At 58.8% G+C, this 26,647-nt stretch carries 21 protein-coding genes; 12 read left to right on the top strand and 9 right to left on the bottom strand.

The window, feature by feature from the left end:
* The first annotated feature begins 169 nt into the window (after positions 1-169).
* The 4 genes from BLW48_RS32975 to BLW48_RS35245 all read left to right on the top strand — a co-directional run bounded on the left by BLW48_RS32975 (position 170) and on the right by BLW48_RS35245 (position 4,710).
* Positions 170-1,459, top strand: a complete 1,290-nt coding sequence (locus tag BLW48_RS32975) for a hypothetical protein (protein WP_093179865.1) — start codon at positions 170-172, stop codon at positions 1,457-1,459.
* A gap of 404 nt (positions 1,460-1,863) precedes the next feature.
* Complete coding sequence (locus BLW48_RS32970) at positions 1,864-2,988, top strand: phage/plasmid replication protein, II/X family (RefSeq protein WP_177142494.1); 1,125 nt, start codon at positions 1,864-1,866, stop codon at positions 2,986-2,988.
* Positions 2,989-3,121: 133 nt separating this feature from the next.
* Positions 3,122-3,991: a phage Gp37/Gp68 family protein gene (locus tag BLW48_RS32965; protein WP_093179861.1), complete on the top strand. Its 870-nt coding sequence runs from the start codon at positions 3,122-3,124 to the stop codon at positions 3,989-3,991.
* A gap of 146 nt (positions 3,992-4,137) precedes the next feature.
* Positions 4,138-4,710, top strand: a complete 573-nt coding sequence (locus tag BLW48_RS35245; protein WP_143047854.1) for a hypothetical protein — start codon at positions 4,138-4,140, stop codon at positions 4,708-4,710.
* Positions 4,711-4,776: 66 nt separating this feature from the next.
* On the opposite strand, the gene BLW48_RS35240 is transcribed toward BLW48_RS35245, so the two are convergent.
* The 4 genes from BLW48_RS35240 to BLW48_RS32945 all read right to left on the bottom strand — a co-directional run bounded on the left by BLW48_RS35240 (position 4,777) and on the right by BLW48_RS32945 (position 9,549).
* Entirely contained in the window at positions 4,777-5,535 is a 759-nt protein-coding gene (locus BLW48_RS35240) for a hypothetical protein (RefSeq protein ID WP_143047853.1), read from the bottom strand.
* A 168-nt stretch (positions 5,536-5,703) separates the two neighbouring features.
* Complete coding sequence (locus BLW48_RS32955; protein ID WP_256331054.1) at positions 5,704-7,632, bottom strand: hypothetical protein; 1,929 nt, start codon at positions 7,630-7,632, stop codon at positions 5,704-5,706.
* Positions 7,633-7,655: 23 nt separating this feature from the next.
* Entirely contained in the window at positions 7,656-8,210 is a 555-nt protein-coding gene (locus BLW48_RS32950; protein WP_093179855.1) for a hypothetical protein, read from the bottom strand.
* Complete coding sequence (locus BLW48_RS32945) at positions 8,200-9,549, bottom strand: dsDNA nuclease domain-containing protein (protein ID WP_177142493.1); 1,350 nt, start codon at positions 9,547-9,549, stop codon at positions 8,200-8,202. Before BLW48_RS32945 ends, BLW48_RS32950 begins: the two co-directional genes overlap by 11 nt.
* Positions 9,550-10,113: 564 nt before the next feature.
* Between BLW48_RS32945 and BLW48_RS32940 the strand changes: the two genes are divergently transcribed.
* Positions 10,114-10,347, top strand: coding sequence for an AbrB/MazE/SpoVT family DNA-binding domain-containing protein (locus BLW48_RS32940; RefSeq protein WP_093179851.1), 234 nt, complete (start codon positions 10,114-10,116; stop codon positions 10,345-10,347).
* Complete coding sequence (locus tag BLW48_RS35545; protein ID WP_177142492.1) at positions 10,341-10,490, top strand: hypothetical protein; 150 nt, start codon at positions 10,341-10,343, stop codon at positions 10,488-10,490. Before BLW48_RS32940 ends, BLW48_RS35545 begins: the two co-directional genes overlap by 7 nt.
* A gap of 26 nt (positions 10,491-10,516) precedes the next feature.
* Here BLW48_RS35545 and BLW48_RS35235 read toward each other — a convergent pair whose 3' ends face one another.
* Positions 10,517-11,875 carry an AlbA family DNA-binding domain-containing protein gene (locus BLW48_RS35235; RefSeq protein ID WP_143047851.1) on the bottom strand — a complete coding sequence of 453 codons (1,359 nt, stop codon included), beginning with the start codon at positions 11,873-11,875 and terminating at the stop codon, positions 10,517-10,519.
* 197 nt (positions 11,876-12,072) lie between these two features.
* A complete protein-coding gene (locus tag BLW48_RS32930; RefSeq protein ID WP_093179848.1) occupies positions 12,073-12,321 on the bottom strand; it encodes a hypothetical protein in 249 nt (82 codons plus the stop codon).
* A gap of 275 nt (positions 12,322-12,596) precedes the next feature.
* Between BLW48_RS32930 and BLW48_RS32925 the strand changes: the two genes are divergently transcribed.
* Entirely contained in the window at positions 12,597-13,403 is an 807-nt protein-coding gene (locus BLW48_RS32925) for an NYN domain-containing protein (protein WP_256331053.1), read from the top strand.
* 78 nt (positions 13,404-13,481) lie between these two features.
* On the opposite strand, the gene BLW48_RS32920 is transcribed toward BLW48_RS32925, so the two are convergent.
* From BLW48_RS32920 to BLW48_RS32910, 3 genes are read right to left on the bottom strand one after another with little or no spacing between them, the layout of a single operon-like run.
* Positions 13,482-13,757, bottom strand: a complete 276-nt coding sequence (locus BLW48_RS32920) for a hypothetical protein (protein ID WP_093179847.1) — start codon at positions 13,755-13,757, stop codon at positions 13,482-13,484.
* Positions 13,758-13,769: 12 nt separating this feature from the next.
* Positions 13,770-14,480, bottom strand: coding sequence for a hypothetical protein (locus BLW48_RS32915; protein WP_256331052.1), 711 nt, complete (start codon positions 14,478-14,480; stop codon positions 13,770-13,772).
* 43 nt (positions 14,481-14,523) lie between these two features.
* Complete coding sequence (locus BLW48_RS32910; RefSeq protein WP_093179844.1) at positions 14,524-14,961, bottom strand: helix-turn-helix domain-containing protein; 438 nt, start codon at positions 14,959-14,961, stop codon at positions 14,524-14,526.
* 194 nt (positions 14,962-15,155) lie between these two features.
* On the opposite strand from BLW48_RS32910, the gene BLW48_RS32905 reads away from it, so the two are divergent.
* The 5 genes from BLW48_RS32905 (at position 15,156) to BLW48_RS32890 (ending at position 26,392) form a co-directional block, all read left to right on the top strand.
* Positions 15,156-18,368 (top strand): hypothetical protein, encoded by a 3,213-nt coding sequence (locus BLW48_RS32905; RefSeq protein WP_218137559.1) that lies wholly within the window; start codon positions 15,156-15,158, stop codon positions 18,366-18,368.
* A 48-nt stretch (positions 18,369-18,416) separates the two neighbouring features.
* Positions 18,417-18,920, top strand: coding sequence for an N-acetyltransferase (locus BLW48_RS35230; RefSeq protein WP_143047850.1), 504 nt, complete (start codon positions 18,417-18,419; stop codon positions 18,918-18,920).
* Between the two features lie 92 nt (positions 18,921-19,012).
* Complete coding sequence (locus BLW48_RS32900; RefSeq protein WP_093179842.1) at positions 19,013-20,539, top strand: hypothetical protein; 1,527 nt, start codon at positions 19,013-19,015, stop codon at positions 20,537-20,539.
* The gene (locus tag BLW48_RS32895; RefSeq protein WP_256331051.1) at positions 20,490-24,950 is read left to right on the top strand and encodes an ATP-binding protein; all 4,461 of its coding nucleotides are present in this window, start codon (positions 20,490-20,492) and stop codon (positions 24,948-24,950) included. Before BLW48_RS32900 ends, BLW48_RS32895 begins: the two co-directional genes overlap by 50 nt.
* The gene (locus BLW48_RS32890) at positions 24,950-26,392 is read left to right on the top strand and encodes a multidrug DMT transporter permease (RefSeq protein WP_093179841.1); all 1,443 of its coding nucleotides are present in this window, start codon (positions 24,950-24,952) and stop codon (positions 26,390-26,392) included. Before BLW48_RS32895 ends, BLW48_RS32890 begins: the two co-directional genes overlap by 1 nt.
* Positions 26,393-26,647: the final 255 nt, after the last annotated feature.

The following is a 26,647-nucleotide window of genomic DNA, read 5'->3' as shown; positions in this document are numbered from 1 at the left end:
CGAAGAGGCTTGCGCTCAGCGCACCGAGGTGCAGCACCGCGGTGCCTCCTCACACGGCGCTAGAGGTCCGCGCCAGGACCTTCGGTCGCCAGATCCACTTCGCTATCCGAACTGCACCAGCAGCCCGGAGGACTTCCCTTTGCCTTTTATTTACCCTAACGGAGCTCAGATGCTGACCGTAGATATCAAACCGAACCGAGCAACAGCGCAACAGTTGGCTCGGTACCTCTCGCAGATCATGCCCGGCGATCCTAGCTCGAAGATGCGTCGCACGTCGTTCACTTGGCCGACGCCCCTGACTCGCGCACCGATGGAGATCATCGTGAATCAGCCCGGCGAGAAGTCGGGCGCTCAGGATATCAGCTTCACCCTTCGGATTCGCATGGAATGGGTGCTTGTTGGCAAATCTGCGCTGGTCGAGAACACGTTCTTCAAGCCGTCCGGATGCGTGCTTGCGCTGTTCCGCGCCTGGCTGCACGGACTCATGCCCGACCTGCCTCTCGACGTGCTTTCTGCCATCACTGCGGATGACTGCGAAATTCGCGAGATTACCGCGTCCTACTACTTCACCTATCCCTCCGAAACGCAAGCATTCAAAGCCTTCTGCGACTTCTTTGCGCATGGCCTCGTCTGCCTGAACAGCAGTGATCTGTACCCTGGCTCGAAAAGTCGTGGCAGGGTCATTGCGCCCCGCATTCGCATGGCTGAGGACGCCAGCCATGCACTCTCCGTGGACCTCATCCATCTGCCTGCACAGGAAAAATTCGGAGAAGCGCGCGTCTCATTGATGCGAGGCGTCGAAGATCAGCCGGCGGGGTTTGCATCCGCCCCCCCCTCGCAGCGAGAACTGCTGCGCGCGAGCACTCGTCGCCTTCTCCGCTTCGAGGTCACCGTCGATGTCGGCAAGAACTTGCACTTCGGCGACAACCAGAACTACCAACTGCCCACGGACTACCGCAAGTGGACGCAAGAAAACCTGCCGCACGATCCGTTCTGGATTGCCCTCGAGGCAACGAGGTACGCCACTTTCCTTAACCACGTGACGCCCACTGCCGAAGAGGATATTGACTTGGACAAGCTGGATCAGGGCGAGCGCGAGGTGTTGACCGATCACTTTAAGGAAAAGAACCTGCGTCACAACGAGTGGATCGAAGGGACCGAGTCGCTCCTTCAATGCCGCAAGAAACTGTTGGGGAAAGTTCAGATCGACATTTTGGTGCCGTGGTCCATCGCCAAGCTGAACAAGAGCAGCGAGTTGAGCGAGTTTCTCACCTATGAGAACCGCTTTCGCCCGAGCGAGGATGAGATGTTGCAGCCGCATTGCTTGTCGGCGCTCAATGTGGACGAAAAGATTAAGGCGTTGCTGGAAAAACTGCCGCCTTTTGCCATGAAGGAGGATCCTTGGCCGGCCACCTTCCCGACGGCTCAAACGGGCTCCGCTGAGGCCCCCGACGCGTAATTCGGCGCACGCGGGAGGCGCATGCGACCTCGCGAGTGATCGTATGTGCTGACCAGCGGCGGGCTAAGCGTAATACCGTACAGCTTGTAAACAGTACTAGGCCTACCAGCCCACCAGTGGCAACAGCTACATGGTCTACCTAGCCGACATAGCTGTAGACCGTACTAGCTGTTGATAAGCCTTGCTGGTGCAGGCCTAGCTGATACATGCCGACTACGCCTTCTATGCCGGTAGACCGTGCTGCTTGTGCCATGCACAGCCCGCAGGCCTACCAGCCTCACAGCCGACTCGTTCGGTAGATCGACCTTTCTCACGTAGCACCGCCTTCACCGTACATGCCAGCAGCCAAAAACTGCCTGGTTGTCACGGTGTGGATCGGTGCGCTCGAAAACACTGGAATAGACATGAATTTCGATGCTTTTGACTTCTCCCATTGCATGATGGTCGACACGCTCGGCCTGCGCGTGCACAACGTGGACCCCAGCAAACTTCCCAACAAGTACGCTCTCGTTGGCGGCGGCGATGAGAAGAAGTGGGCCAAAGGCAGCCTGCAAACGGCCGCCGGCAAGAAGTCGCTGAAGGTGAAGGCGAACAAGGCGCGCAAGGCCTTCGACATGGAGGGCTCGCCCGCGTTCCTCCGGCAGGGTCACAACATCGTCTCCTCAGGCGACGTCACCATGCTGGCCTACGCAATGGCCAAAGACTGCAACTTCGGGCTGCAGCTCGGGCTCAAGACTGACCGCGCCAAGGATTTCTTGCAAGGCGCCGGTATGGAGGTGACGCGCATCGACACACCGGTGCTGTTACGCAAGCCTGCAGGACTTTCGAGTGCTGCAGTTATCAACGGCATTGCGCTCTCCAGCGTCCTCGCCGGTCTCAACACCAGCCTGTACGTCAACGAGACGGTGTACTTCGACCAGCAGGCACAGCTTGCCGCGTTGAAGGCGTATGACAAGGACGCTGAACTCAAGAAGAAGCGAAAGTTGGAAGTCCCCGAGACGCCGCAAACGGCTGCTTTGCTGGACTTGGCTGCAGCGACCATCCGTCTCGAACCCGTGTATCGCCTGAAATGGCTTGAACGCAGGTTTAAGGGTCGTCCTCCTACGCCTGCAGAACTGTCGCCCGGGGTGCTGGCGCACATGCTCGCAGGCCTGCTCGACAAGTACGACCTGCGCCGCGACATCCGTAGGCCGCTGAACCACGACGCGCTGATGGCGATTCCTGCCAGGTTTCAGCGTTTTGCACTGCTGTGGCAACACGGCCACGACATGAAGCTGTTTCAGGCGAAGGACCCGACGGAGTACTCCCGCGCGAAGAGCTATCTCGCCCGCGAGCACTCGCTCAACATCGATGGCCCTCCCCCGCGAGAGATCGAAGACCGCGTCGAGCTGGGTGACATCCTCTCGCCGAAGAACTTCATGCCGGTGCCGGCCGAGATCGTGGCTGACCGCGAGCTGTTCTTCCACTGCGACATGGAACTGGAACGCAAGCACCCCGGCCCTCGCTGGTCGCGCCCCTGGACCGTTTGAGCCGGTCGCTCTCGGTCACATCGTCCGGACTCCCCCGGCGTAGACCGCGAGCCCCTCGCCCTCCCTCCCCTAGATCCGAGCTGTAAAGGCTCCGTGTTGGCGCACGGCCAACGCTACTGAAGGAAAGAACCCTATGTCGAAGAACTCACCCATTGAATGGACCCACCACACCTTCAACCCCTGGTGGGGCTGTACCAAGGTCTCGGCCGGCTGCGACAACTGCTATGCGGAGAACCTGTCGAAACGGTACCACTCTGAAGAAATATGGGGCCCGCACGCGAAGCGCCGCTTCATGAGCCATGCGCATTGGGACTCGCCCATCGTGTGGAACAACGAGGCGGCGGCTCGGAACCAACGCGAGCGCGTCTTCTGCGCGTCGATGGCAGACGTATTCGAGGTGCGCGACGACCTCACTCGCCACCGCTTGCGGCTCCTCACCCTGATCAAGGGAACCCGCAACCTCGATTGGCTGCTGCTGACGAAACGGCCGCACTCGATCAAAAAGCTGCTCCAGGTGGACTACCAGTTCCCGCGCAACGTCTGGCTTGGCGTCAGCGTCGAAGACCAAGAGCGCGCCGACAAACGCATCCCGTACCTTCAAGCCTTTCCCACCCCGGCTGTGCGCTTCCTATCGTGTGAGCCTCTGCTCGGGCCCATCGACATTCGTCGCTACCTGCAGCCTGGCCGCAACGGCGTGCGCATCGACTGGGTGATCTGTGGCGGCGAGTCCGAACACGGCGCCCGGCCCATGAACCCTGAATGGGTTGAGAGCTTGCTCGCACAGTGCCAAGAAGCCGGCGTGCCGTTCTTCTTCAAGCAGTGGGGCATGTGGGCTCCGGTCGAAAACGTTGGCTTGGCCGCTGTCGGTGGCCGAGAAGTTATTGACATGTGGCGGTACGACGGCCGCCCGGAGGAGATGGTGCGCGTCAGCAAGAAGGTGGCAGGCCGCGAGCTGAACGGCCAGACCTGGATGCAGTTCCCTGACCCCGGACAGGCCGTGTAAAGGCACCAGCGACGACGCGATCTTCGGCCGCATTCCTCCTGCATCGATGTGACTCCTGCGGGCCTATCAAGGCTCCGGGTCGCGGACCGATCCCGACTCATCACCAGGATTTCTCAACCACACATTTGCTTAGATTGGAAAACACCATGAAGCACTTTAAATATATCGCCCCGTCAGGCGAACTTGTTCGCCTGAGCCCACGTTTCACAAATCCCTCAATTGGCTCTTCCGAACGCGCGATCATCTGCGAAGTAGAAGGGCTCGCTCACGCAGCGTCGCTGTTTTTTTGCGGAACCTACCCCGTCGAAGCGCCGTACTTCTTTTGGGGCGCCGGACGCGTACTGCCTTGGAACGTGGAGTTTCTCCGACGCGACCCAAAGGGTGGCATGCGCGGGCGCGCGCCGTCGGAAAAAGAGCTCGATCTCGTGCTCGGTGCGTTGCAGAAGATGGGATGTGGAGAACGGCCCACCGTCCTCTCGACGTATCACAACGGCTTTCTTTGCTCCAGCGAAAAGCTGAAGTTTCAGGGGCTTGCAGTCGAAGTCATGATGGCGCTGGACGAGTTCCTCGCGGGCATTCAGTCGGGCCCTCCAACCATCGATTTGATGCTGCTCCTATGCGAAGCATACAAATGCCTCTCAGAGCTGACGGTGCAGGCGGAGAGCCTCTTGGTCAAGCAAGGAACGCACGAAGAGGCCCGATCGGGGCGACCTGATTGACGGCCCAATTTGTCTGGGACTTCTGCTCGAACCGAGGCGAAGCATATGTTGCCGTCGGGGGACTTATCAAACCACTGTGAAAGGGTGCAGAGAGGAACGAAGCTGCTCAATGCTGATTGATCGCCGCATCAAACGCTCAGTCAAATTGATGGGTGGATGTGCAGTCCCGATGAAACTCGTCCGCAGGGTTCTCGGGACTCCTAGATCTTTGAAAAGTAACTCGTGCAGCGCGCGAACCTTCTGACTTTTTTTGCGATGCCAAGTCTCTTTCTTAGCACCAGGCAACGCGGTAGCAACATGCAGAGGGTCAATCAAATTGAAGCTCGACGCGCTCGCATCAAAGATCAAATAGGGACTTCGAGCTCGATGTTCCCAGTCGTCATGCCCTGGTTCGAAGCGCTCATGCTGTATGGCTTGACCCGCTTCGTATCGCACTAAGACGTTCAAGTGGTTTCTATAAGACTGCAGCAAAGGCTCTGTCCATATTAAACGACGGTCATCGATTCTCTGGCCCACCGTGCCGTAGCCGACAAACAAATATTTGGTCGCCGACTTCCTTTTTCCACGTCGCGCACAGAAATAGACAACCATGTCGCCCGGATACAAATACCTCCTGACATTGGCTCGACATACTCCCCATCCCGCATGGGTCGGCTGACCTTGGTGGTAAGTAGCACTGAAGAAAGAAGGGTCGTCGCCCCAGTCGTATGCGGTGTTCCCCGCATGAAGCCTGTCCAGCAAGGATCTGAGATCGGGATTATTGGTGGCAGCTTCAGCAGCCATCCGCAGCAGTCGCTTGTTTTCAGGAATGAACTGGCGATACACGCAAACATACACCCTAGGCGTCGAAGACCGTGGAAGTTCCCGTTGATGCGCTTGTGAACTTCCGCCTGCTCGCACTCCACATCCGTTCATAGTTGCCCCCTTAGATCGTTGACGCCATCGCGGATGCCGGCGACTGCCGATCTCCTCAACGCGGCAGCTTGTTGTTGACTACGAAAAGTCGCCTACCAGATAGGGAATAAGCGGCGGATTGTTCGGGTCACCATTGACAAGGTGTCGACTGCGTATCGGAAGGTCTATATCTTCAGGCACGGCATTGAATTCGTTATCGATGATGACGAATTGCGTCTGGACTAGTTCCCCTGCGGCGAGTTCGTAGACCAATCGGAAGAATGCCGCAATTACCTCAGGGTTCTCGACCGAGCTGACGTTCTTGGTCGGCGTGTCAATGATGAGCACAGGAGGCAACCTAGCGTCGCTGGCTCGCGCGCAAACACGATGCAAGGCCAGCGCGTAACAAGTCTTGAACAGCGCCTTCATTCCGCCGCTTCCAGCGTTGTCAAAGGAGAGAACCACAAGGGCTTCGTTCACCCCTAGAGGAATGCGGGGATAGAAGGTCGCAGGATCAATCTCGACGCGATAGCCGGCTCTGACGTCTGGAAATTTGGCTCGAACCAGGCAGTCGAGGAAAAGCTCGCCCAGCAGGTCAACATTCCTCCGGTCGTTGAAAGCTGACTTCTTGGCGGTCTCCAGCTTGGTCCGAAGTTCTGCTTCATCGACCTTCAACGCCTCCGCCTGCGCCTGTTGCTCCTGGAGCACGTCCGGCAGCTTTCGGTATCTCAGCATCGCATCAAGTCGCTGCTCCAAGGTGGCTACAGCTCGCTCGTGCTGCAATGCCTGAGAGAGGAAGGCCGAGTCGTATTCCTTCAACCTGGCCTCCAGCGAACGGTCCGCTGCGCTTCGCGCCGCCGCTATCTCGGCGGCGCGAAGCTGAACGGCCCGCTTTTGGGTACGCATGCGAGCCAAAGTCTCCCTCAGCTCTGTCTGACGAGCGCGCAGATCCTCATTGACCACTGACTCGCCAAGCGCGCCCTCTGCATCGGTGATGTGCTCAGGCTGTCCACAGACCACGCAAAGCCCGGTCTCTCGATCCGGCAGGGTCTGCGTGCATCGAGGGCAGGACGAAAAGTCCACGCCCCCGAGAACCATCCGCGCGGATGCCGTTCGCTGGAAGCGAACAGAAAGCATCTGCAGCTCGTTTGTATGCCGCTCGAGTTCCCCGATACGGAGGTCGATGTCCGACGCAGCCTGCTCAAGCGCAATCTGTTCCTGGGCAAGGCGTCGCGCCTGGTCTCGTAGTTCCTCCGCGGCATGCGGCGCTGGCGAACGTTGCCGCCTCGCGACCTGTGCAGCAGCGCGCGCGTGGTCGATCTCAGCCTTGATCGATTCAATCTTCGCGTCGTAGGCGACGATATCGTCCAAGCCGGCATCCATCAACGCCTTTGCAAGCGCCTGAGCGCCGGACAAGAGCCCCAAGCGCTGCTCACGGACCTCCTGAAGGCGCGATTCCAGCTCGGCAACCTGTTCGGTGCGATAGCCAAGGACATACCGCAAAGCGTCGACACTCTTGGCACGGATTGGGTAGTTGTCCGAGTCCAGCCGGAAGAAGACGTTGTCCATCCCCTCCTGGTCGAGATAGCAAAATCGAAACAGGTCTCGGAAGCTCAAGCGCTCAAGCCGCTCGTCGGGCGCTCCCTTGCGTCGACGTACGTACGGCGGCTCCTCTTTCGCAAGATAGAACAGCAAATCGGACAACACCACGACGCCCAAGTTGGGCAGAACTTCGTTGGTTCCCGTCCTGGCAGGGATGAGCACTTGCAGAGTCTCGTCGCCCTCCTGCCAGGCTGCCATGACCTGATTCGAGTCTCTGTCACGATGCAATGTCACGGGGATGTCGTTGACGGACATCTCCAAAGCTGCCGAGACCATCTCCGCCTGCAAGGCCGGCGTCCACGCGTAGCTGCCGCCGAGGCAGAAGTCTATGAGTCGTCCGATGCTCGATTTACCAGATCCGATGGGCCCAAAAAAATAGATGACGCCCGGCAAGTCGATGCGCTCAATCGACTTGTGGAGCGACAAGTGGAGCTTCTTTAGCGCTAGTCTCATATGGCGATTTCCTCCCCCCACTTCATATCGGTCAATTCGGGGAACGTGGCGTACATGAAGTTCTTGAGGTCCGTCCCGCTGCGATTTCCAAAGCTCTTCGCTACGAGCCTCGCACGGGTGGCAAGGTCCTCAAGAGGCTCTTGGTCAGCGAGTGCTGTAGCCATGGTTTGGCCCTCCGGCGTAGGCCAGAGTTGCACTGTCTTGCCCTTGACGTCTACGGCCACGAGTCCTCGAGCCGACATCAAGGCGACCCATCGGCGATATCGGTGATCCCAAGGGCCGTATCGGAACCGCACCATCTTGCTTTCGATGGTCGTTCTCTCAAACTCGGTCACCCCGGCCTTGCTCGGGTCCTTGCCGGCCGACCTCAACGCCCGCTCAAGGCAGTTGGGATAACGCAGCAGAAAGTCCAGCTTTGCAAGCTTCGTTAGCCCCTCGATAGGCCGACCTTTGTCCCCGGCGTGCGCGGTCATCAGTAGCAGAAGCCTTGCCATGTGCAAGTTGTCGTCCCGCTCGGTCGCTGCGAGTGCACGGGCAAGTTCAAGTGCCATCTTGGGGCTCCTCTTCCAGCGGGGTTCCCCATGCGAACTTGCACTCGCCTGAGAGCATTCCGGCAATGCCCATCAAGGTGTCCTTCGGCTCGCGGCACACGCGCTCTGGCTCCTCCTTCGCAAGGCTGTCCATTCGCTGCAGGATTTGCTTGTAAATCGCGAGGCCCCGCGTCTTCTCATCGGCATGGTCAAAGGCCAACGCCTCGACATCCTTGCACTCGACCAGCACAGTGCTAACGAGTTGATTCGCGATGGCGTCAAAGCCATCAGGCTCCAGCAAGGCACGTTCCATCAAACGCTGGTCTGCCGAGTCCATGCGCATGCGCAATGGCTCAAACTGACTACCGAGGTAGGCATTGCGCATTTTTCGGCTTAGCACTTCGGTTCGACCAACCGTGCCCCCGATGTCTACACCTGCTCCACTATCAACAAATCGGAAGGTTGGCTGCCGAACCCGAGCCATCAGCTCAGCAGCGGACTCTGGGGTGATGCATTTCCCTCGAATAGCGGCGTCTGGCCGACCATTCGTAGCGAGATACGCGACAGCGCCGTCTATCCCATCGACTCGCAATCTGCACGCGGCTTGGATCAGCCCTATCAGTTCGTCCCTCAAGCGGCAGCACAAAACCGTCGTCAATCCGGAGCAACCGGGCAGCCTCGGAACAATCGCGGCGGCCAAGGTATCGTCATACCCCCGAAGGACTGGTCCCTGCGCGAAAACGAGCTTGCGCAGGACTCGGAAGAGCACGATGGCATCGCCGCCGGTCTTTCCGACAAGCCCGGTGAAGGCCGCCTTGTATGGCTCTTCCACCTCCGAATGGGTTGAGGCTCGGGAACAACACTGAATGAGGCGATCGGGGCTCGCCGCGAGTGAATCCACCCTCTGGGTGGTTGGCCCAGGCACATACGGAGCCGCGTTAGAGACGAATTCGTAGCCGTCAATAACAGCACCATAGATCTTCTCGAACGCACAGAACCGGGCGACAGCATCGACCAACGCCTTATCACTCCAGCGCCAGCTAGCATTCTCGCGGCTGTCCGTCTTGACCTGCACGGCGATATAGCGCCCCGTCGGCAACTCCAGAAGGTAGTCGTCGTGATGCTCGCACCACAAGGCGCGTATGGAGCGCGCGGAGGTCAAGCTCTGTGCAAGCAGCCACACGCCGATGGCCCATTGATAGCGAAACCGTTCCTGGGTTTCATCTCCACGGTCCGAGGGCGCCGTCGCAAGTCCCTCAACCTGTTCCGGCAACCCCAACGGCAAGGGTTCGTTTTTCTTCCGTCGCATCAGCACTTCTCCGAGGTTTGCGTCCAGCGCTTTGCGGGAAGTATCCAACACTGGCAGAGATCCGGATGCCAGATTCTGAAGCACATGTGATTCTTGATGCCTCGTGCTCATCCCATGTTCATGGGAGGGCGCTCGTAAACCCCCGTCCGGCGACAGAAGCGGAGGGTACCGGTCAATGACTTGCGCGGCCCATAGTCGACAAGCAATCGGCCCGCGAGGCGCTGCGCCGGGAGGGAAAGCCCCTGCACCTATACCTGGCCCTACACGGGCTCGGTTGCTTCGGAGACATCCCACTCTGCGACGTGGAGTCCAACTGAGCCGCGCTTGAACGCCGCGCGACCGTCACGTCCCGCTACCGGCTGAAACAGTACGAGCTTGTGATCAAAACTGTCTTCCAATCCGATGAAGAAGGAGACCTTCAGCCCTGCATCGAGGTAACAACAAAGCGCCTTCACTGACCGACCAGGACGTTCGAGTGATGCCCCAAGAGCCTGAAAGCATCGAGGCTTGAGGGCAATGTCGCAGGGCCGCGCGCGGTCGCCGGTTTGCCGCGCGCCGCTCTGCAATTTCTCGCTGCTATATGCAATGGCTAGTCATTGCTTGAAAGGAGCCGAAATGATGCGACTTACGCGCTGGGGGCATTCCATCGGCCTTCGCCTGCCCTGCGAGGTGGCGCAAGCGGCAGGGCTGCAGCCAGGGGACTACGTTTACGTGCGCCTGCTCGACTCGGGCGACATCCGCGTGCGGCCAGTGAAGAACGCGCAGCCAGTTCACCCGTCGACGGCTGATGGGGAGGTCGGCATCACCGAGGCCACATTACCTGCTGCGGCCGGGATGACGACGTGGTGAGGTGCTTCCTCGAACTGATGCTCGAATCGCAGCCGCCCGGTCGGCTCTGGTTCATTGGGCGGACACCGACGGGCAAGGTACAGGACGCGATCAACATCACGCTGCGCGCCCTGACCCTGTTTACGCCGCTGGCCTGCATCTAGCAGCAGCATGCAAGTCGGAGAGGCCTTCAATAATTGTTGGCTCTCATGCGGTTCAATTCTTCCACCACCAGTTGCATGGGCAGGTCGAAGAAGTCGAACAGCGCATAGAGCGGAGCCAACAAAGGTTGAACAATCTCGGGCAGGTTGGCGCCGATGGATTGCGCGTCGATGTGCGTCGTCAGGGTAATGGTGTCCTGACGAGCGACCCTGCGGTGGATGAAGCGGCGGTCGTCGATGCTCGCCAAGGAACGGCCAGCCAATCCTTCATAGACAGCGACAAATTTGATCGTGGTCGGTCCTTCAAAAAGTCTGCCAGCCAAGCTGCCGGCATGCAGCAATGTTTCACCTGCCCTCCAGACAGGCAAGGTCAGGTCGAAGATGGTGGCCGGCGCATAGGAAGGACGACCGCGGCGTTCCTCCATCGCATCTTCCTGATAGCCGCGAATGAGGTACGCCAGACCATCCGGGTGTATTCGCCAAAAATCAGAATGTGCTGGGTCTCGATCTTCAGGCGCTGTTTCCGGATCGTTTCCCAGCCAACACTCAACAACGCCGTCAAATGGGTAGGGCTCAATTCCAGCCCTCGTCGGATACCAAAAAGGCGGCCAGCCGGTGTGCCTAACAACGCTGGCCCTCAGCACCTCCGGTAGCTCGCCAATACCTATCGCACGTCGCTCACCGATGATCTCGTATGCGAAGCTATAGCGGCCATGCGGCATCCGAGGTCCAACGTCGGGAGGGAGCGTACCCAGCAGCCCATTCCAGCGCGCCCGGCTGGCAGCACCCCACTCGTCAAGTCGAGCGGGTCGAACTGGCTGTGGGGCCTGCGGAACGGCTCCAGTGATCAAATCTCTGATCTGATCGAACATGTCGTCGCGACGATTGCGAAGGCAGCGAGCGAGAAGTTCATCCCAGTCCTGCGCACTCTGTGGAGTCTCGCTGCGTGGGCCTGACTTGCGAATGTAAATCGCGTGGTTCTGAACGGTGTTCCCGTTCGGACCCGCTCGTCGCGCCCTCACCGGCACCCGATGACCGCCCGGAATGACGACCACCGGAAACGAGGCGCCAGCCGGATTGACTACGACGTGCACAGCGCAGTGAAAAGGCGGGTCGCAGTAGTTCTGCACGATGCCGTTAATCAAGTCTTGCCCATAGGCATCAAGCGTGGCAGGTCGGCCATCTGCTTCCACCATGCGCGCATCCGCCTCAACGAGCCCGAGGATGATGAAGCCACCGCCGTGATTCGCGAGAGCGAGTGCAGCCTTGGCGAAGGTCGCCTTGTCATCGTTCGAGTTGGACAGATCCAACCAGTTCTTGACTTCGCAATCCAAGTCTTCCCTTGGATCGATGAGCAGATCTACAAGACGTTCGCGAGATACAGCCATAAACCGATCCTATTGCTTGGTTCAGCGGCGGACATCGGCAGGCAACGCACTGAATGCAATGAACCTGACGCTCAACACGCCTGTGCAGCTCGCGCCCCTAGCCTGCCACCGACAAGTGAAAGTAGCCCAACAGAGTCAACACGCCCGGCTTATTCTCGCGTCCACGAATGGCGAAGTGTTCGCACTCCCCAAACCGCCTAGCGCGAGCGATTCGACTGCGATACCACGCTGCCCGCCAGCGTCTTGGTGACCGAAGAAGACTTGGAACTATCCAAGGCGCGAGAGGCCTTTTGTTCCGTCGCGGCGCCAGTCTGCGCCGACGAGCCAGCCTGCCGCAAAGCCGAGCCGGCAAGCGACTTCTGAACCGCGCTCGCAGATCCGCTCTGAAGCGTCTTGCCAGCCACGGAGGCGACGCGCGAGGACGTCTGTTTGGAGTTGTTGGCCATATCCATTCCCTTCAACGGCGTAAAGCGCCGACCATGGCGAAAACACTATATCTAGTGCTTTCTCTCCACGCAACCCCTATACCTAGTGTTTTGCAGTTCGGCGTTTCTGCCCTGAGCTGATCCACCTGGCTCGATCTACAGCTTATTCTTGTCATGCCGTGAGAGAGGCGTCGCCGGCTGGCATCCGCAACCGACCATCAACGACAGGTGCAGCCAGACCAATCGAGAGCCGGCATATTCCGACTACCCAAGGTCGGTCGGCGGCGCGTTGCACCTTGGCATGCGTCGCCACCTGCAAGAAGCGGCTGCTTCCCATCCACGAAATTGCCGCCGAGAATCGGCGCTCCTTCACGATTCAGGCGAGAAGCAACTTGGCAAGCACAGATACCACCCGGCTGGCGGTTCTCATCGACGCAGACAACGCCTCCGCTTCGGTGGCAAAGGAACTTCTCGAAGAGGTCGCCAAGTTCGGAACCACCACGGTCAAGCGGGCGTTTGGCGACTGGACCACGCAGAACCTGGTCGGTTGGAAAGCCCATCTCCATCGACACGCCATTCAGCCTATCCAGCAGTTCGCCTATACACAGGGAAAGAACTCGACAGACTCGGCGTTCATCATCGACGCGATGGACCTCCTGTACGCGGGCAACGTCGACGGCTTTTGCCTGGTATCGAGCGACAGTGACTTCACCCGTCTCGCGACGCGCCTCCGGGAGGCTGGCAAGGTCGTTTACGGTTTGGGTGAACGGAAGACACCGGAGCCCTTCATCGCCGCGTGCGACAAGTTCATCTTCTTTGAGGTTCTGAAACGACCCGTCGAAGCCGCAGCGCCGGTGCAGGTTCCCGATGTGCCCGACCTCAGAGAGTTGCTGACGCATGCCATCCGAGAGACGGTCAGAGACAGTGGATGGTCCAGGCTATCCACTGTCGGTGGCCTCATGGGCAAGACGCACACATCATTCGATCCGAGAAACTATGGCTTCAAGAAACTCGGCGAGCTGGTGCGCGCTCAGCCATACCTCGATGTCGTGGACGCGCCCGACGCGACTGGGTTTGTGCACGTCGAGGTTCGGTTGAAATGAAGCTCTTCCGTGCGGCCCATCCGAGCCGCACAGATCAACCTCCTCTTCAGACTGCGGCGTATTTAGCCTGGATCGCTCTTAACTCACATTCACGTCAATTGACCCCACGATTCCGTTCTCCTGCATGTCCGCTGCGGCCGTGTCGATGAAGACGACCTTCACGTTCGGGTTTCGCCGCTTAAAGACTTCGGAAAGATAGCCCTGCGGTTCATTGAATTCGAGCACGACTGCGTCGTCACCCCAGTTCTTAAATCGATAGAACGCGAGCCCACCGCTGATCAGAATCTTGGTGCTATCAGGATAAAGGTTGAGCCGCTCCTTCAGTTCGCCGACCGTCAGTTCGTTCTGGTCCATGTCTAGTCCTTATTAAGTTGGGATCGCCGATAGAGCAGCTTGCGCCTTCTGATACTCATCGACGCGCTTCTTGTACGCGGCGCGCTCTTCGATGATCTTTTCCATGGCTTCGCGTAAAGCTATTTCCCGGTTCCATACGCCCGGTACAAGTTTCTCAATCGGCATGCGGGCATGCTTCCGGAGCTTTCTGGCGACTTCTGAAACCTCTAACCCGAGTTCGGCGTACCCATGCCGACGAGCGCGGAAGTATTCTGTGTACTCTGGGAAGTCGTCAAACTCGTAGACGCCCGAAAGTTCGTGCGATAGGTGCTCCTGTTTATCTGGAATTTGTAGCACGGCGTACATCAGATCACGCGGGAGTGATTTCCACTCGACTTTGATATCTAAAGGCTCAAGGGTGGGTGGTTTAGTCGTTGGTGCCCAGTACGAGCCATTGTTCCCAGCGGGCCGACCTTCCTCTGTGCCATCGTCATAGGCCACCTGCAGGCATCCGGTCGCGAATCGATCCAGGTGCGACACGACGATGATGGCGAGGTATTCTGCGTCCTTCTTCCGTTTGAAGTGGCTAGCGACGACTTCCTTGATCGTGAGGAACGAGTTGCCCAAGAGGACGCCACCGATGCCGGCGCATGCGGCGATGATTGCCGACACGTTTCCTGAATCCATAAATCTCCTTCGCGAGTCGTACTGCACAGTTACAGCTGCAGTCGTTTCGGCAGCCATGGTGAGTTGGCTTGCCGTGCGCGCACGGCATCGGTTACGGTCCCTACTTCGCGCTCAACCATTCAGCCACTTCTCGCCTCCCCAAAGCTCGCACAGACGCAAGGCTCTGAAGCTGCTCAGGCTTTGGGCGCCCCTTGCCCTGCTCCCAGTTGTAAATCGTCTGGCCAGACACACCGGCAAGCTGCCCGTATGCCGCAGCAGAAAGGCCCAGCTTCTCGCGATGTCCGGCCAGTCGGGTTGCGCTGAACCTGCGCGCCTGCCCCGACTCGGATGCCTCGGGAGCATCCACAAGCCGACTGCGCGCGGAACTCTTGGCCACGCGCCGCAGTTCCTTTTCCAATCCCCTCACCTGCCGACGCAAATCAGCGATAGAAGAGCGGTGAAGAGCAGAAGCTTTCTTGAGGATTTCGATCTCTGCGCGAACTTCCTTGCGAGCAACGCGGGAGATCTCGGCTTTCAGGATGGATGCGATGTTTGGCATGGATGCATTCTGCCTGCCGCCGCAGAGCACAAGCTAGGACGGTAACAGTAGTCTTCTCGCAATCAGCTACTTGCACCGTTGCCGCACCTCGAAGCAGCGAATGAGAATTCGATCAGAAAGCAAGAACGCTTGCAACCTTCTCCTTGGGGAAAATTTGTTGGTCTCCTTGGTGGTGATCCCCTACGATTGAGCTCATGAAACATGATGCGGCGAGCAAAATCGAAGAGATTGAACAAGAGCCTTTGCCCGAAGTTTGGCCCTCCAAATTCATGCGCGAGCTTCGCCCGGAGGTTTACTCTGACACCAAGGACAGAGAGACCCATGTTCTAAGTTCTCCGGTTCTTGAATACCATCTGGACTCCATAACCTCCCGCAATCAGACACATGACTTTGAAGTGTTCTGCCGGAAGCTCTGTGAGAGAACCATCTGCCCAAATCTACGCCCCCAAACCGGCCCGGATGGCGGGGGCGACAGCAAGGCCGATACGGAGACCTATCCGGTTGCCGAAGAGATCTCCGGCCTGACCTATGTAGGCGTTGCAAACGGCTCTGAGAAATGGGCATTTGCCTTCAGCGCTAAATCCACCTGGGCAGACAAGGTGCGCAAGGATGTGCAGGGGCTCGTCGACACAGGCAGGGCCTACGACAGAATAATCTGTGTCACAAGCCGCTTTGCCAAGTCCAAAAATTGTGCAGCGCTTGAGCACGAGCTTTCCGAAAAGTACGGTGTACCGGTGACGGTCCATGACCGTACATGGATCGTGAAAGAGATCATCGAAAACGCGCGTATCGACCTTGCCGTCAACTATCTGAAAGTCGGCGAAACCATTAAAGCGCCGTCGAGACTTGGGCCACTCGATTACTCACGTGCCCAGCAACTGGAAGACGTTGAGCGAGGGATTGAAAACCCCGAAGCTTTTCGCGGCATGGAGCAACAACGTGCCATGGAGGCCCTTGTAGCCGCCAAGCTTTCCAGAGGCCTGGAACGGCCACGCATCGAAACGGAAGGCCGATTCAGCCGCGCCATCCGCCTCGCAGAAGCTCATGGCAGCTTCAGGCAGAAGCTTGAGGTCGAGTACGAAAAGATCTGGACCGATTTCTGGTGGTTCGATGATTTCCGATCGCTGAACGCTGCTTACGATCATTTTCAGGATCGCGCGGTTCAATCCGAACATGCCAAGAATTTAGAGTTCTTGTGCAACCTCAATCAACTGCTTGTAAATGCTCTCGTTCACAAGCACCTAACGCCTGTGGAGTGCCGCTTTGACGAGCGAACAGCCAAGTTGGAGCAAGCGCTGACGTTGATCGCCGGCGATCCGGATCGACCGAACAACAGCCTGGAGGCGCAGACCGCACTCCTGCGCATCAAGCTCAACAAATTCATGCTGGCTCACAAGCTCGACGAGCTGCCAAGCATATGGAAGGGCCTCACAGCCATTCTGGAGAAGGCCGCAGGCCTTGGGGAGTTCGATACCGACAGCTTGGTCTCTTTCATCGAGGCTGTCGGCAATGTCGGTGGAAACGATCCCACATACAGCGCGCTCGTCGAGAAGCTCGCCGAATTTATCGGCGCTCGAAAAGGCGAAGGGGAAGGCGCGCTCCTTCTTCTCAAGCGCGCCCAGAAGCTCGATTTTTCTGCCCGTTTTGACATGATTCGCTGGGCGGGCAAGGCCGCATTCGGCCTGTCAAAGCGGGAATACGCGGAGCCCCTCGTCGATGCCATGCATCTTCTCACTCTTGGCTACCGCAGCGCCGGCCTGCTTTGGGCAACGCGAGCAAGCTGTGTTTTTGCAGCTGCCTCCTTGGTTATTCAGGGTGAGGAAGAGCATCAGCTGCCGCCAGTCTTCACGGTCACGATGAAGGTCTGGGCCTGGACCGCACTGGAGCTTTGCCACCTACCCGATTGCCTCCAAGCGATTCAGTTGATGAAAGGCTGCGTTGTTTCGATGCCCTTGGCCGAGGAAGCAAAAGCGAAAGTAAAGAGCGAGATTCAAGAATTGGATATCGCTTTGGGCAGCTACTTTCTTAATCTCCAAGAAGACGATCTCCGCAAGCTGGAAGCAGTCCCCGACATCCTGGAAGCACTGGGCCTGTTCATGGCCCGGACCGGACTCCTTTTTGCGCTTGGCTATACGGATCTTCTTCGTGAAGATGGGAGCCTGCCGAAGGAAGAATCAGACGAAGGCGTGAAGCAGATCCTCTCGATGCTGAAGAGCCGACCTCTTGTTGAACGCCTCGGCGGCCCGCTGATCGTCAACAGTAACGGCCCCCAGACTTTCGCAACCACGATTCTCGGGATGAAAGTCGAGGTCCTGATCGACAGCAATGAATCCATCGCCGTCGCAGAGCTGATACTCGGCTCACTGGAGGCCTTCTTTGCGACCATCATCGAGCAGCGCGTGGTGCCGCACACCGAGCTATTCCGAATTTCTGTCGTCCAGAGCGATGCCATCCAGGAACCCGTTGTCGAAACAAGCACGCTCGATATGACAGGTACCGTCACCTGGCCGCGCGGGCTTCCAGTCGCACAACTGGAGCGACAGCACGACGTGCGGAAATTTTTTATGTCCGTTTCCGGTCACGTACTCGGCACGACGTGCATCGTCAAGGACATGACGGCGCTGCTCGAAAACCTGTTTACGGATGAAGCTGTCCAGCAGCGCATGATCATGATCGCCACGGAGCAGAACAGCTATCGCCGCGTGACATCGCGCAGCTTTACGCAACTGGACGATTGGAGCAACCTTATCCAGCGCTCATACCCCTTTCTCGGACAAGAGATAAAACTGCCACGCATTGAGCACCCCGCAACGGCGGGCGCGCCGAAAAAACCGGATGCCGGGATGCCCGAATTCAAAGATCACAAAGAGATGGCCGTCAACTCTGTGATCAACGTTCACGCATGGGATCAAGCCAAATGGCGGGGCTGCGGCTATCTTCAGTTCGGGGATGAGCATCCCCCTGTGATGGCGGTACTTTTTGAGAATGAGGTCGCCGCGCGGAAGATCTTCGAGCACTGGCGAGCGCGCTTCGGGTCTGTCGATAGGAATGAAGAACTTGCCGTATCGATCATCCGCCATCTCCCGCAGTCCAGCCCTCATCACTACTGCGTTCAGTTTGCGCCAAGCCTCGCTGAAGAAGGCACGAGATCGGCGCGTCCCATGTTTGTGTCAACGCGCTCAATGACGATAGAACCGGGGAACAGCATCAACCTTGAAAATTTCCTGAGCTCATACCGGCAATTCAAGATCTACAACTTGGTGCCCGCTGTGCTCGCGTCGCCTCCTCGATTTCTCTTCGAACTTGGAATTCTCAAGAAGGATCTGACGGTCAAATCTGCATCGGAAGTTCGTGAGCACGACATCGAGTCGGTAGCGCTCAGTATTCGGGGACACAAGACAGTCTGAGTGAGCTTCTCAAATTTTCACCGCCGTTCGAGTCGATGTTTAGATAGCATGAACCACGTCACTGCCAAGTCCCCTGCCGATTGCGATGCCGCTGAGGTTCGCGATTTCGTTTCTCTTGTTCTCCAAGGCGGCGAAGTGTCCCCGCACGGTCTATCCCAACGTGTAGCCGGCGCAAGAATTCTCAGTTTTCTGCGTCGCGACGGTTCCCTTGCCGGCGTGGCTGGACTCAAGAGGCCTGAAGCTAGCTACCGCCGCCGCATTTCTTCCAGCGCCAAGTTCGAACTCTCGCAAGAGTTGCTCCCGCTTGAACTTGGCTGGGTCTTTTTGCTGATCAGTGCGCGTGGTGCAAAGCTTTCGTTGCCCCTCTGTGAGCCTCTGATTCAAGCGGCAGGCAGCGCCGGCATCTTCGCGACGTCGCGCGCCTCAAATGTCGGTATGCACGCAACGCTCGCTAAGCTTGGCTTTCGGGGCGCGGGGGAAGAGTGGTTTTCCAAGCAGACCGCACAGAAGCTCTGCCTCTTCGTGAGAGATTCCTCCCGACCCGTCGTTTGAGCAGATCTCCGCCGGCAGGCTGCGGTTGTTGTCTTTATCCGCCGCAAGTTCGGCGCGCACGACCTCGGCACCATCCAACATCTTTACTCACAATGTCTGAATTATTTTCGCGCGACGAGGTTCAAACCAGGCTAGCTGAGCTGCAGGCGCGTGTTGGTGCTGCGCTGGCGCCATACGAGGCAAACTCGGCCGCGCGAGATTTGCTGGAGATGCTGCGTGCCGTCGAGGAACTCATCAACCTGGGCACGGTTGACTGGGACGATGACGCCTTTGAGGAGCAGTTGTACGGATTTCCGGTCTTCCGGAGTGGCCAGCATTTACTCCAGCTCGCACATGTCCGCAAACGCCTTGCGGCACGATTCGACAGTGCGCTCGTCGACCGGCTCTCGTTGCTGATCCTCCAGGGGTCCGACATCGGCGTGGCCTTCGCGCGCCATGGAGCACTTGAGGCAGCAAGTGGCTTTCAGTCGGTGGAGGCGATGATGGGCTATCTTCAATCACGGCGGCGCCACCTCGTAGGCCTGCTGCATTTCGTCCCGACCGCATGCCGCGGCTCTCAGCTCCTCAACCAGCATGAGGCGCTCAACGTTTTCTTACCCATTGTGGAGTTCAGCGCCGCGCCGATGATGGGTGCGCAGTACGCCTTGATGGTGAAGCTTGCGCAGGAGCGCCTAGGCATTCCGGAGGACCCGGCCGCTGAGGTGGCGATGTTAGACAGCCTTTTCCTGGAGCCGGAGCGTGCCTCTATCTTGGAGATGCATGAGTCGGCAGACGGGTCTCAGTTGCTTGAGGCCAAGGAGCCGCTTCGACCCGATCGGCTCTTTTCGGCCGCGGAGTTGAGGAACGACATCCTGCACACCGAAGCGCTGTACGCCGAATTCGACCTATGTGACACCGAGTTCGCCGTCGCGGCGACACTGGTGCGCCGCCTTTCCAAGGACTTCGTTGACGACGACTATTGGATTCGCATCTCCCCCGCAGAACTGGCGACGCTGACTGCTGAGGCGGGCGCTTCAACGGCCCTCATCGCGGCGCTGACATGCGAGGCCGCCACGTATATGGAGTGCCTGTCGACCTATGCGCCGTTCGTCTTGGTTGGCGACCACTACCTGTCTACGGTTTCGCTGTTGAGCCGCTTTCTCTATTCTTGGCGGGCGCAGGTCCTTGAGCGAAAAAAGCGCTTTCAGATCCGGGCGGGCTTCATCTTCGAGGGCTCGGTCAAGACCGTGCTGGAGAAGCAAGGGTTTGTCGTGCAGGACATCGTTCGCATTAGTCGGCAGGAATTCGACATCGTTGCCTTGCGGGACGACGTGATCTGGAACGTCCAGTGCAAGAACAACTTTATCGGGCTATCTCGCGTCGACTCAGATGCTGTCGCCTTTGCCCGATACAACCGTGGCCTTGTGATGTCCTACGAGAAGGCTTTGGTGAAGGAGCGCAACCGCGAGCACCTGCTGAAGATGAAGCTAGCTATCGAAGCTGTGCAGCACATGGTCGTCTCGCGCTTTCCCGTGGTGACCAACAACCGTCGCATCGTCGTGTTTAGCCGCATCGACGAGTTCGCGGAGCGTGCTGACGCTGTCCTGGCGGCGTCTGGAGGTGCACGGCGCCATGTCTGAAGATATCAAGAGCACAGCGATTACCGTCGCAGGCTACATCTACCAGAACCGGCAGGGCCTCAGGGTCCTATGCGATTGGCTGGACGCGCCGGCTCGCTACACCCGGGTGAAGTTCGAATGCGACGACGAGGCAGTGGCACCGACCGGGCTGGACGACATCATCGCCGAGCGCAGCGACGGCTTTGAAGACCTTCAGCAAGTGAAGTTCACGCCGAATCCCGACGCGCATCTGCTCTCCTGGGACTGGATGCTTGAGAAGACCGGCAAGACTGCGCGGTCGCGGTCGATGCTTCGCAAGTGGTTCGACGCGTTCAAGAAGCTAGTACCGGCACGCATGGGCGACATCTCACTCACGACCAACCGCCGACCGGATGTCGACGTCGAGGCTTGCCTGGATGGGGGAAAAATATCCTTCGCCAAAATTCCGGAACCGAAGCGCTCGGAGGTCATCGTCGAGCTTGGCAGTGTGCAGGATTGTGAGGCGTTCTTCAGCCAACTACGCATCAGGCATAGCGACAAGGGCTACGCCATGCTGGAGCACGAAGTCGACGCCCGACTTCGGGGGCATGGGACCCCCGAGGGCATTGCGGTTCTCAAGAATGTCGCCATGAACTGGGCGATTCAGAAGGACCTCCCGCCCCCCGACGGTTGGATCACGTTAACGGAGGTTCGCGCGATCTTGCGGGCGACGCCGCCGGCGCCGCTTCCAGAGGACTTCGTTGTTCCCAAGGGCTACGAAGTGCCCGATATGACGTTCCACAAGAAGTTTGTTCGGGACACTATTGGCGCAGTCGGGAAGACGATCGTTCTCTCGGGGCCGCCTGGCCGCGGGAAGAGCACCTACTTGAGCGCGTTGTGCGACACGCTCGCCGAGCGGGACATCCCTACGGTCCGTCATCACTACTTTCTGTCGACGACGGAGCGGGGGCGCGACCGGGTGCACAGCTATGTCGTCGAGCAATCCATCAGGGCGCAAGTTGAACAGTTTCATTCCGACGTCCCGAGGGTAGCTGGGGGCCTGCGTTCGTTGCTGGAAGCCTGCGCTACGCACTACAAGAAGCTCGGCAAGCCCTTCGTGCTCATCTTGGACGGCTTGGATCACGTCTGGCGCATCAATGCCCAGGACAAGCGGCCACTAGACGACTTGTTCTCTCAGGTGGTGCCGTGCGCGGACAACATGGTGTTGCTCGTCGGTACTCAACCGGTGGACGATTCCCAACTGCCTGCGGACCTGCTCGTTTCGGCCCCAAAGGCCAAATGGCACACCCTGCCCGCGATGTCGGAGGACGCAGTGTTGTCCTACCTGCGCAAGGCAGTCCAAGAGGGACGTCTCGCGACAGGCTTTGGGCGTCAAGAGCCGGCAGAGGATCAATTGCAGGATGCGGCAGCTGAGCTTCGTGCCAGAACCAACGGCCATCCGCTTCACGTCATCTATGCGACCTCCGAGTTGGAACACACCGGTCGCAATCTGTCCAAGTGGGACGTCGAGCAACTCAAGGGGGATCTGAGCCAAGACGCAAAGTTTTATTACGCGTCTCTATGGGAGAAGCTTCCTCCAAGTCTGAAAGACATGCTGCGCCTCGTCTGCGCCTTCTCGTTCTTCTGGCCACGCACCGCGTTCGCCGAGATCGCCGCTTCCGTCAGGGCCGCGGTGCCCGAGGTCGAGAAGGTCGAGCATTTGCTTCACTCGTCGGCGGCCGGCCTGAAGATCTTCCACGAGAGCCTGGCGGCGTACGTGCGCTCGACGGACGGCTACATCGACCGTACGAAGGAGTTGATGCCACAGGTAGCGAGATGGCTGGAGACTTCGGCTCCAACAGCCCTCCGGGTGAACTGGCTGTGGACCGTGCAGGCCAAGCTCGGTGATTCAAGGAATCTGATCTCGGGACTCACCCGTGACTGGGTCATGCTTCGCCTCGAGGAAGGGTATCCGGAATCGCTGTTTGACACACTGCTCACAGATGCTCTGGCTGCTGCGCTGGACTCGGGTGCGTTTGCAGAAGCCTACCGGCTGGAACACCTCAAGTCCCGGATGGTCGGTGGATCCGAGTTCCAGATGCAGAGCGACGATATGGCGAGGCTTGCCTTCTTCACGTTGTCGCTGGCGGCTGAAGAAAGTGTTGTTCGCGAGGCCGTTGCCTCAAGGCATGAAACAGACATTTTGCGGGTTGCTGCGCTTGGACTGGCCTTGCGAAGTCGGGGGGACCAAGTTCTGGCCGAAACATGCGGCGAAGAAGCCTATCGCCGGTACCGCGGCCTGAGCCGTTTCTCCAAAAAGTATGTATCGACCAACGGCGCCGACGAACTCCGATTCTTAGTCGGTGCCTTTGCAGAGCTTGGCGTCATCGGTGCCACGCCCGAAGAGCTCGCACATTTGGTTGCTCATAGCGACCCGGACATATGGCTGCCTCGAGTTCGCATGCTGGTTGAAGAGGGAAATCTGGACGAGCTGATGACCCTAGTTGATTCGCTTGCCTCCGGCGAGCACAAGAACATCATCAGCGATGCTTGCGTCCGTGCGGCCGCGAGGGCGGGAGTGAGCGTCGTCGAGCGCGACGATTTCAGTCAGCTTGCCCGGACCCCCTTCGTTGCTGCGATGGAGGCGGCGCACGCGAGAGAATGCAAGCTCCTGATTGCTCCGATCCCGGTGGATTGGCTGAAAGGCGACTACTACGAACGAAAGAAGGACCTGCACACGTTTGTGCACCATTGGTTCTTCAGTGCCGTGCACCTGGGTCTTTGCATGGCTGCGGAAGGCCGGACCGCGTTCAGTTATATGCGAGCGCCTGTCTATGAAGACAGGGAGAACATCACCGAGTTTCTTGATTTTCTTTCCGGCGTTGCTGCGCAGGTCGCTCACCATTGGTGGCGCAACGAGTTCGTTGACTTCCACGAGCTCTATGAATTGCTGGATCCAGTGGAGTTCCGGCGTTTCAGGCAGAGCTACGATAGGAGTTTGGCGGCCGAGGATTTCAGGAATGTGCTGCATAGCATTGCGTGCGACATCCGTATTGGCAGCATCGTCCTTGACAACCTCGAAGAAGTCGGTCTAACCGAAGAGACAATGGACGCGGCCAGCAAGCTGAGCTGGTTCGACAGCACATCTTTTCGCGTCCAGTACGCAGCCGGTACGCTGACGCGGATGGCCGATGGGACAGCCGCGGCATTCGTGCGTTCGCAACGGACGCTGCTCGATGCAGAGGTCCAGCAGGAAACGAGCGTTCACCTTCTGGCGCCGCTGCAGCTCTGTGGCATCGCGATTGCCCACGGTTTGACAGCAACTGCTCGAGAACTCTGCCGGCAGACCTGGGAGCTGACGACCGGCTATTCTCATCGCAAGGATCCCACCCTCAACAACACGGTCGATGCCATCGGTTACCTGGTCGACGTTGCGCCGGACGAGGCCCGTCGGCTGTTGGGCCGAGTCGCGCCGCAAATCCACCAGGTCTTGCAGTACACCGATGGAAAGGGCACGCGGCACGTCCTCGCTGCAGCCGATGCCTTGCTGGCGAAGTTGAGGCCGTCAGCGCTGGTGGTCAAGTACGAGGAGCACACGCACGCGGGTGACTGGTGGCAGGCGGAAAGCAGTCTGCGCGCTTACGTGGAACAGGGTGTGAAGGAGGATTGGCCGCTGGACGCGCTGATACGTACTGGCCTGCATCCCGAGATCCGCGACGTGCTTCAGCGACTTGCACAGGAGGGCGTTTCGGGTGCAGCTGAGCGGCTTCAAGCTCTGCAAGAGCATGGGGGGTGGGACATCGGACTCCTGCAGCGGGAGGAGCACGCCGGAAGTGGCATTGATGGCAAGCCCTACGAGGGCGATGTTACGACCTTCGAACCAGAACAGCTGCACGAGCTCCTTGAGAGCTTGTCAGTGAGCTACAACGAGCGGACAAAGCTTCTTCGGTCTTGGTATCGGCATTGGGTCGACAAAGGCCAAGGCAAGCGATTGCTCGAGTCACTAGACGGCCTGCTCTTGTCGGAAGAGGGGAGGACAAGGGATGTGCTTCACCTTTCAGACCTTGCTTTCCATACGAGGCGCAAGCTGAGCGGGAAGAATGCGGCCTGGAAGTACCTTGTCCGCGCGCAGGTCGTTGGCGGTGCTTGGGTTGGGTTTGAGGGCGACAAGAAGACTCGCGCCAGGCTCGACTTGGTTGCCAAGTACTATCCCAAGCGCTGCGACGAGTTCGTGACCGAGACGACATACGGCATGTTTGAAGAGCCAGTACGGTCGCGGGTGGCCCCCACTGATGCTATGGTCTATTTCTACGTTCGGCAGGGTCGCATCGCTGAAGCAGTGAGTTTCGCGGAGACGATGATCAACGGCGTCATCGAGGACACGCGCACTCTTCCATTAGAGACGCCGCGCTGGGCCGCTGAACTGGCTTCCCCTTCCGTGGGAGCCGCGTAATGCAGGACCTTCGCATCCTCATCGCACGCCTTGGATGGCCGTCCACGGCCGCCAGGTGGTGGGCTATGCAAGAGTTGGCTGCCCGGCTGGGCGCGCCAGCGACGCAAGCCGGAACTGAGACGGCATTGCTTCAGTTTTTACGCTCCCGCAAACTGGAGGCCGAGGTGGTCGAGGCGCTGAGCATCTTCTGGATGGCGGCACGAGAGTACCGTTATTTGCCCACTGCTGAGCTTGCGAGCAGCGTCCCGAAGCCGTCCCTGCTTTCCAAGCTGTTCTTGGACGACCTAGGACTTCCCGCCCAAGCGAGCGACGCGGACCTGAGGGAGGTGCCTGAGGACTTCGAGATCCCCGACGACTTCGATGGCGTGCAAGGGGTGGACCTTCCAAGAATGTTCCGGACAGCCTTGAGTAGGCTCGAGGCCCAAACTAGACTGCCGTTTGTCCGGCAGATGGCGTACGAATGGACGGCGAATCGAACTGCCTATCCCGACGTTCCTTACCAGGGCGACCTCTGGCACTTTGCTGGACCATTGGGCGCTGGTTTCAGCGCCCAGCTTTCTGCGCGTGCCGCTCTCCGAGCAATTTCCGCCTTCCTTCGCGCGCTGGCTGTCGCCGTGCAGCTTTGGAAGATGCCGCCGGATTTGGCAGATGAGAAGGCACTCTTGGCTCTGCCGATCCATCCAACTCTGGCTTTGCTTAGGCAAAATCGTCCAGTCTGGTTTCCCGGGCGGACAGATTTTGACGGCGACGCTAGCGCAATAGAGGCTACATCCCGAGCCCTGCTTGATCGAGTAGCGGTGGTACGGCCAAACGGAGAGTTGATCGCTTTCAGCTCTCCCGTTGTGATGACGATGGACCGGTGCGTTGAGGTTTCTCTCATGCGTTGGTCGCAGTCCGGTGGTAGCGAAATCGAAGACGCGGGCCTGGCGGAACACCTCAAGGCTATTTGGCGCCGAGGGCACCCGCTTCCCTGCGTCGGCCCGGAACCACTTAGCACAACAACCATCGTGGCACCCCCGACTCTTGACCGTTTGTCGGAAGCTAAGTCGAAGGCTTGGCCCATGGCCGGAACGCTGGACTTCGCCCGCTTGGGCTACCTGCAGCTCGATCTGTATCCGTCCCGCATCTTCCTTCCCACGCTGCCCGGCATCGCCGAGGCCGAGATCGTCCCACGTGATGGGCAACTTGAGATCAAGGTGGATGATAAGGTTGTCGCTGACCTTTGCTACTGGAACGCGGGCTGGGGACCAGCGCGCGCGAAGCAGCTAGGCGGTAATTGCGGTACAGCACTCGTTTCACGCGGCACAGCGTATCGTGAGGGCGCTGGTTCCCAAGATGTGGCGCTCAGGTGCTTCTACCTTTGGCAGGTGCGTACCCTGCACCGGAGCAATAGCTCTGACGAGTTCGAGGAAACACTGGCTACAGGTGCTTTTTTCTCCTAACCATAGATTCCTTTCGCCACTGGGTCCGGGCATTTGCAAAGGTGTTTGCAGATCAGGTACATCGGCGATGAGCGCCTTTTACGAGTAACGGAGCGGGCCAATGAGCCGACCGGCACTTTTGCTTTGGTTCTCAGCAACGGCCGATCACCATCGAACATTGGTAAGCGTCAGCTCACGGCCCTCTTGACCGCAGCTGAACGATCAGATGTCGAAGACCTGGCGCAGCATGTGGAATGGCACTCGCCATGAATGCCC

Origin of the sequence: Variovorax sp. YR266 (assembly GCF_900107295.1) — a bacterium.
Lineage (GTDB): Bacteria > Pseudomonadota > Gammaproteobacteria > Burkholderiales > Burkholderiaceae_C > Variovorax.
Note: the sequence above shows the minus strand (reverse complement) of the source record. Positions and strands in the feature narration are given on the sequence as shown.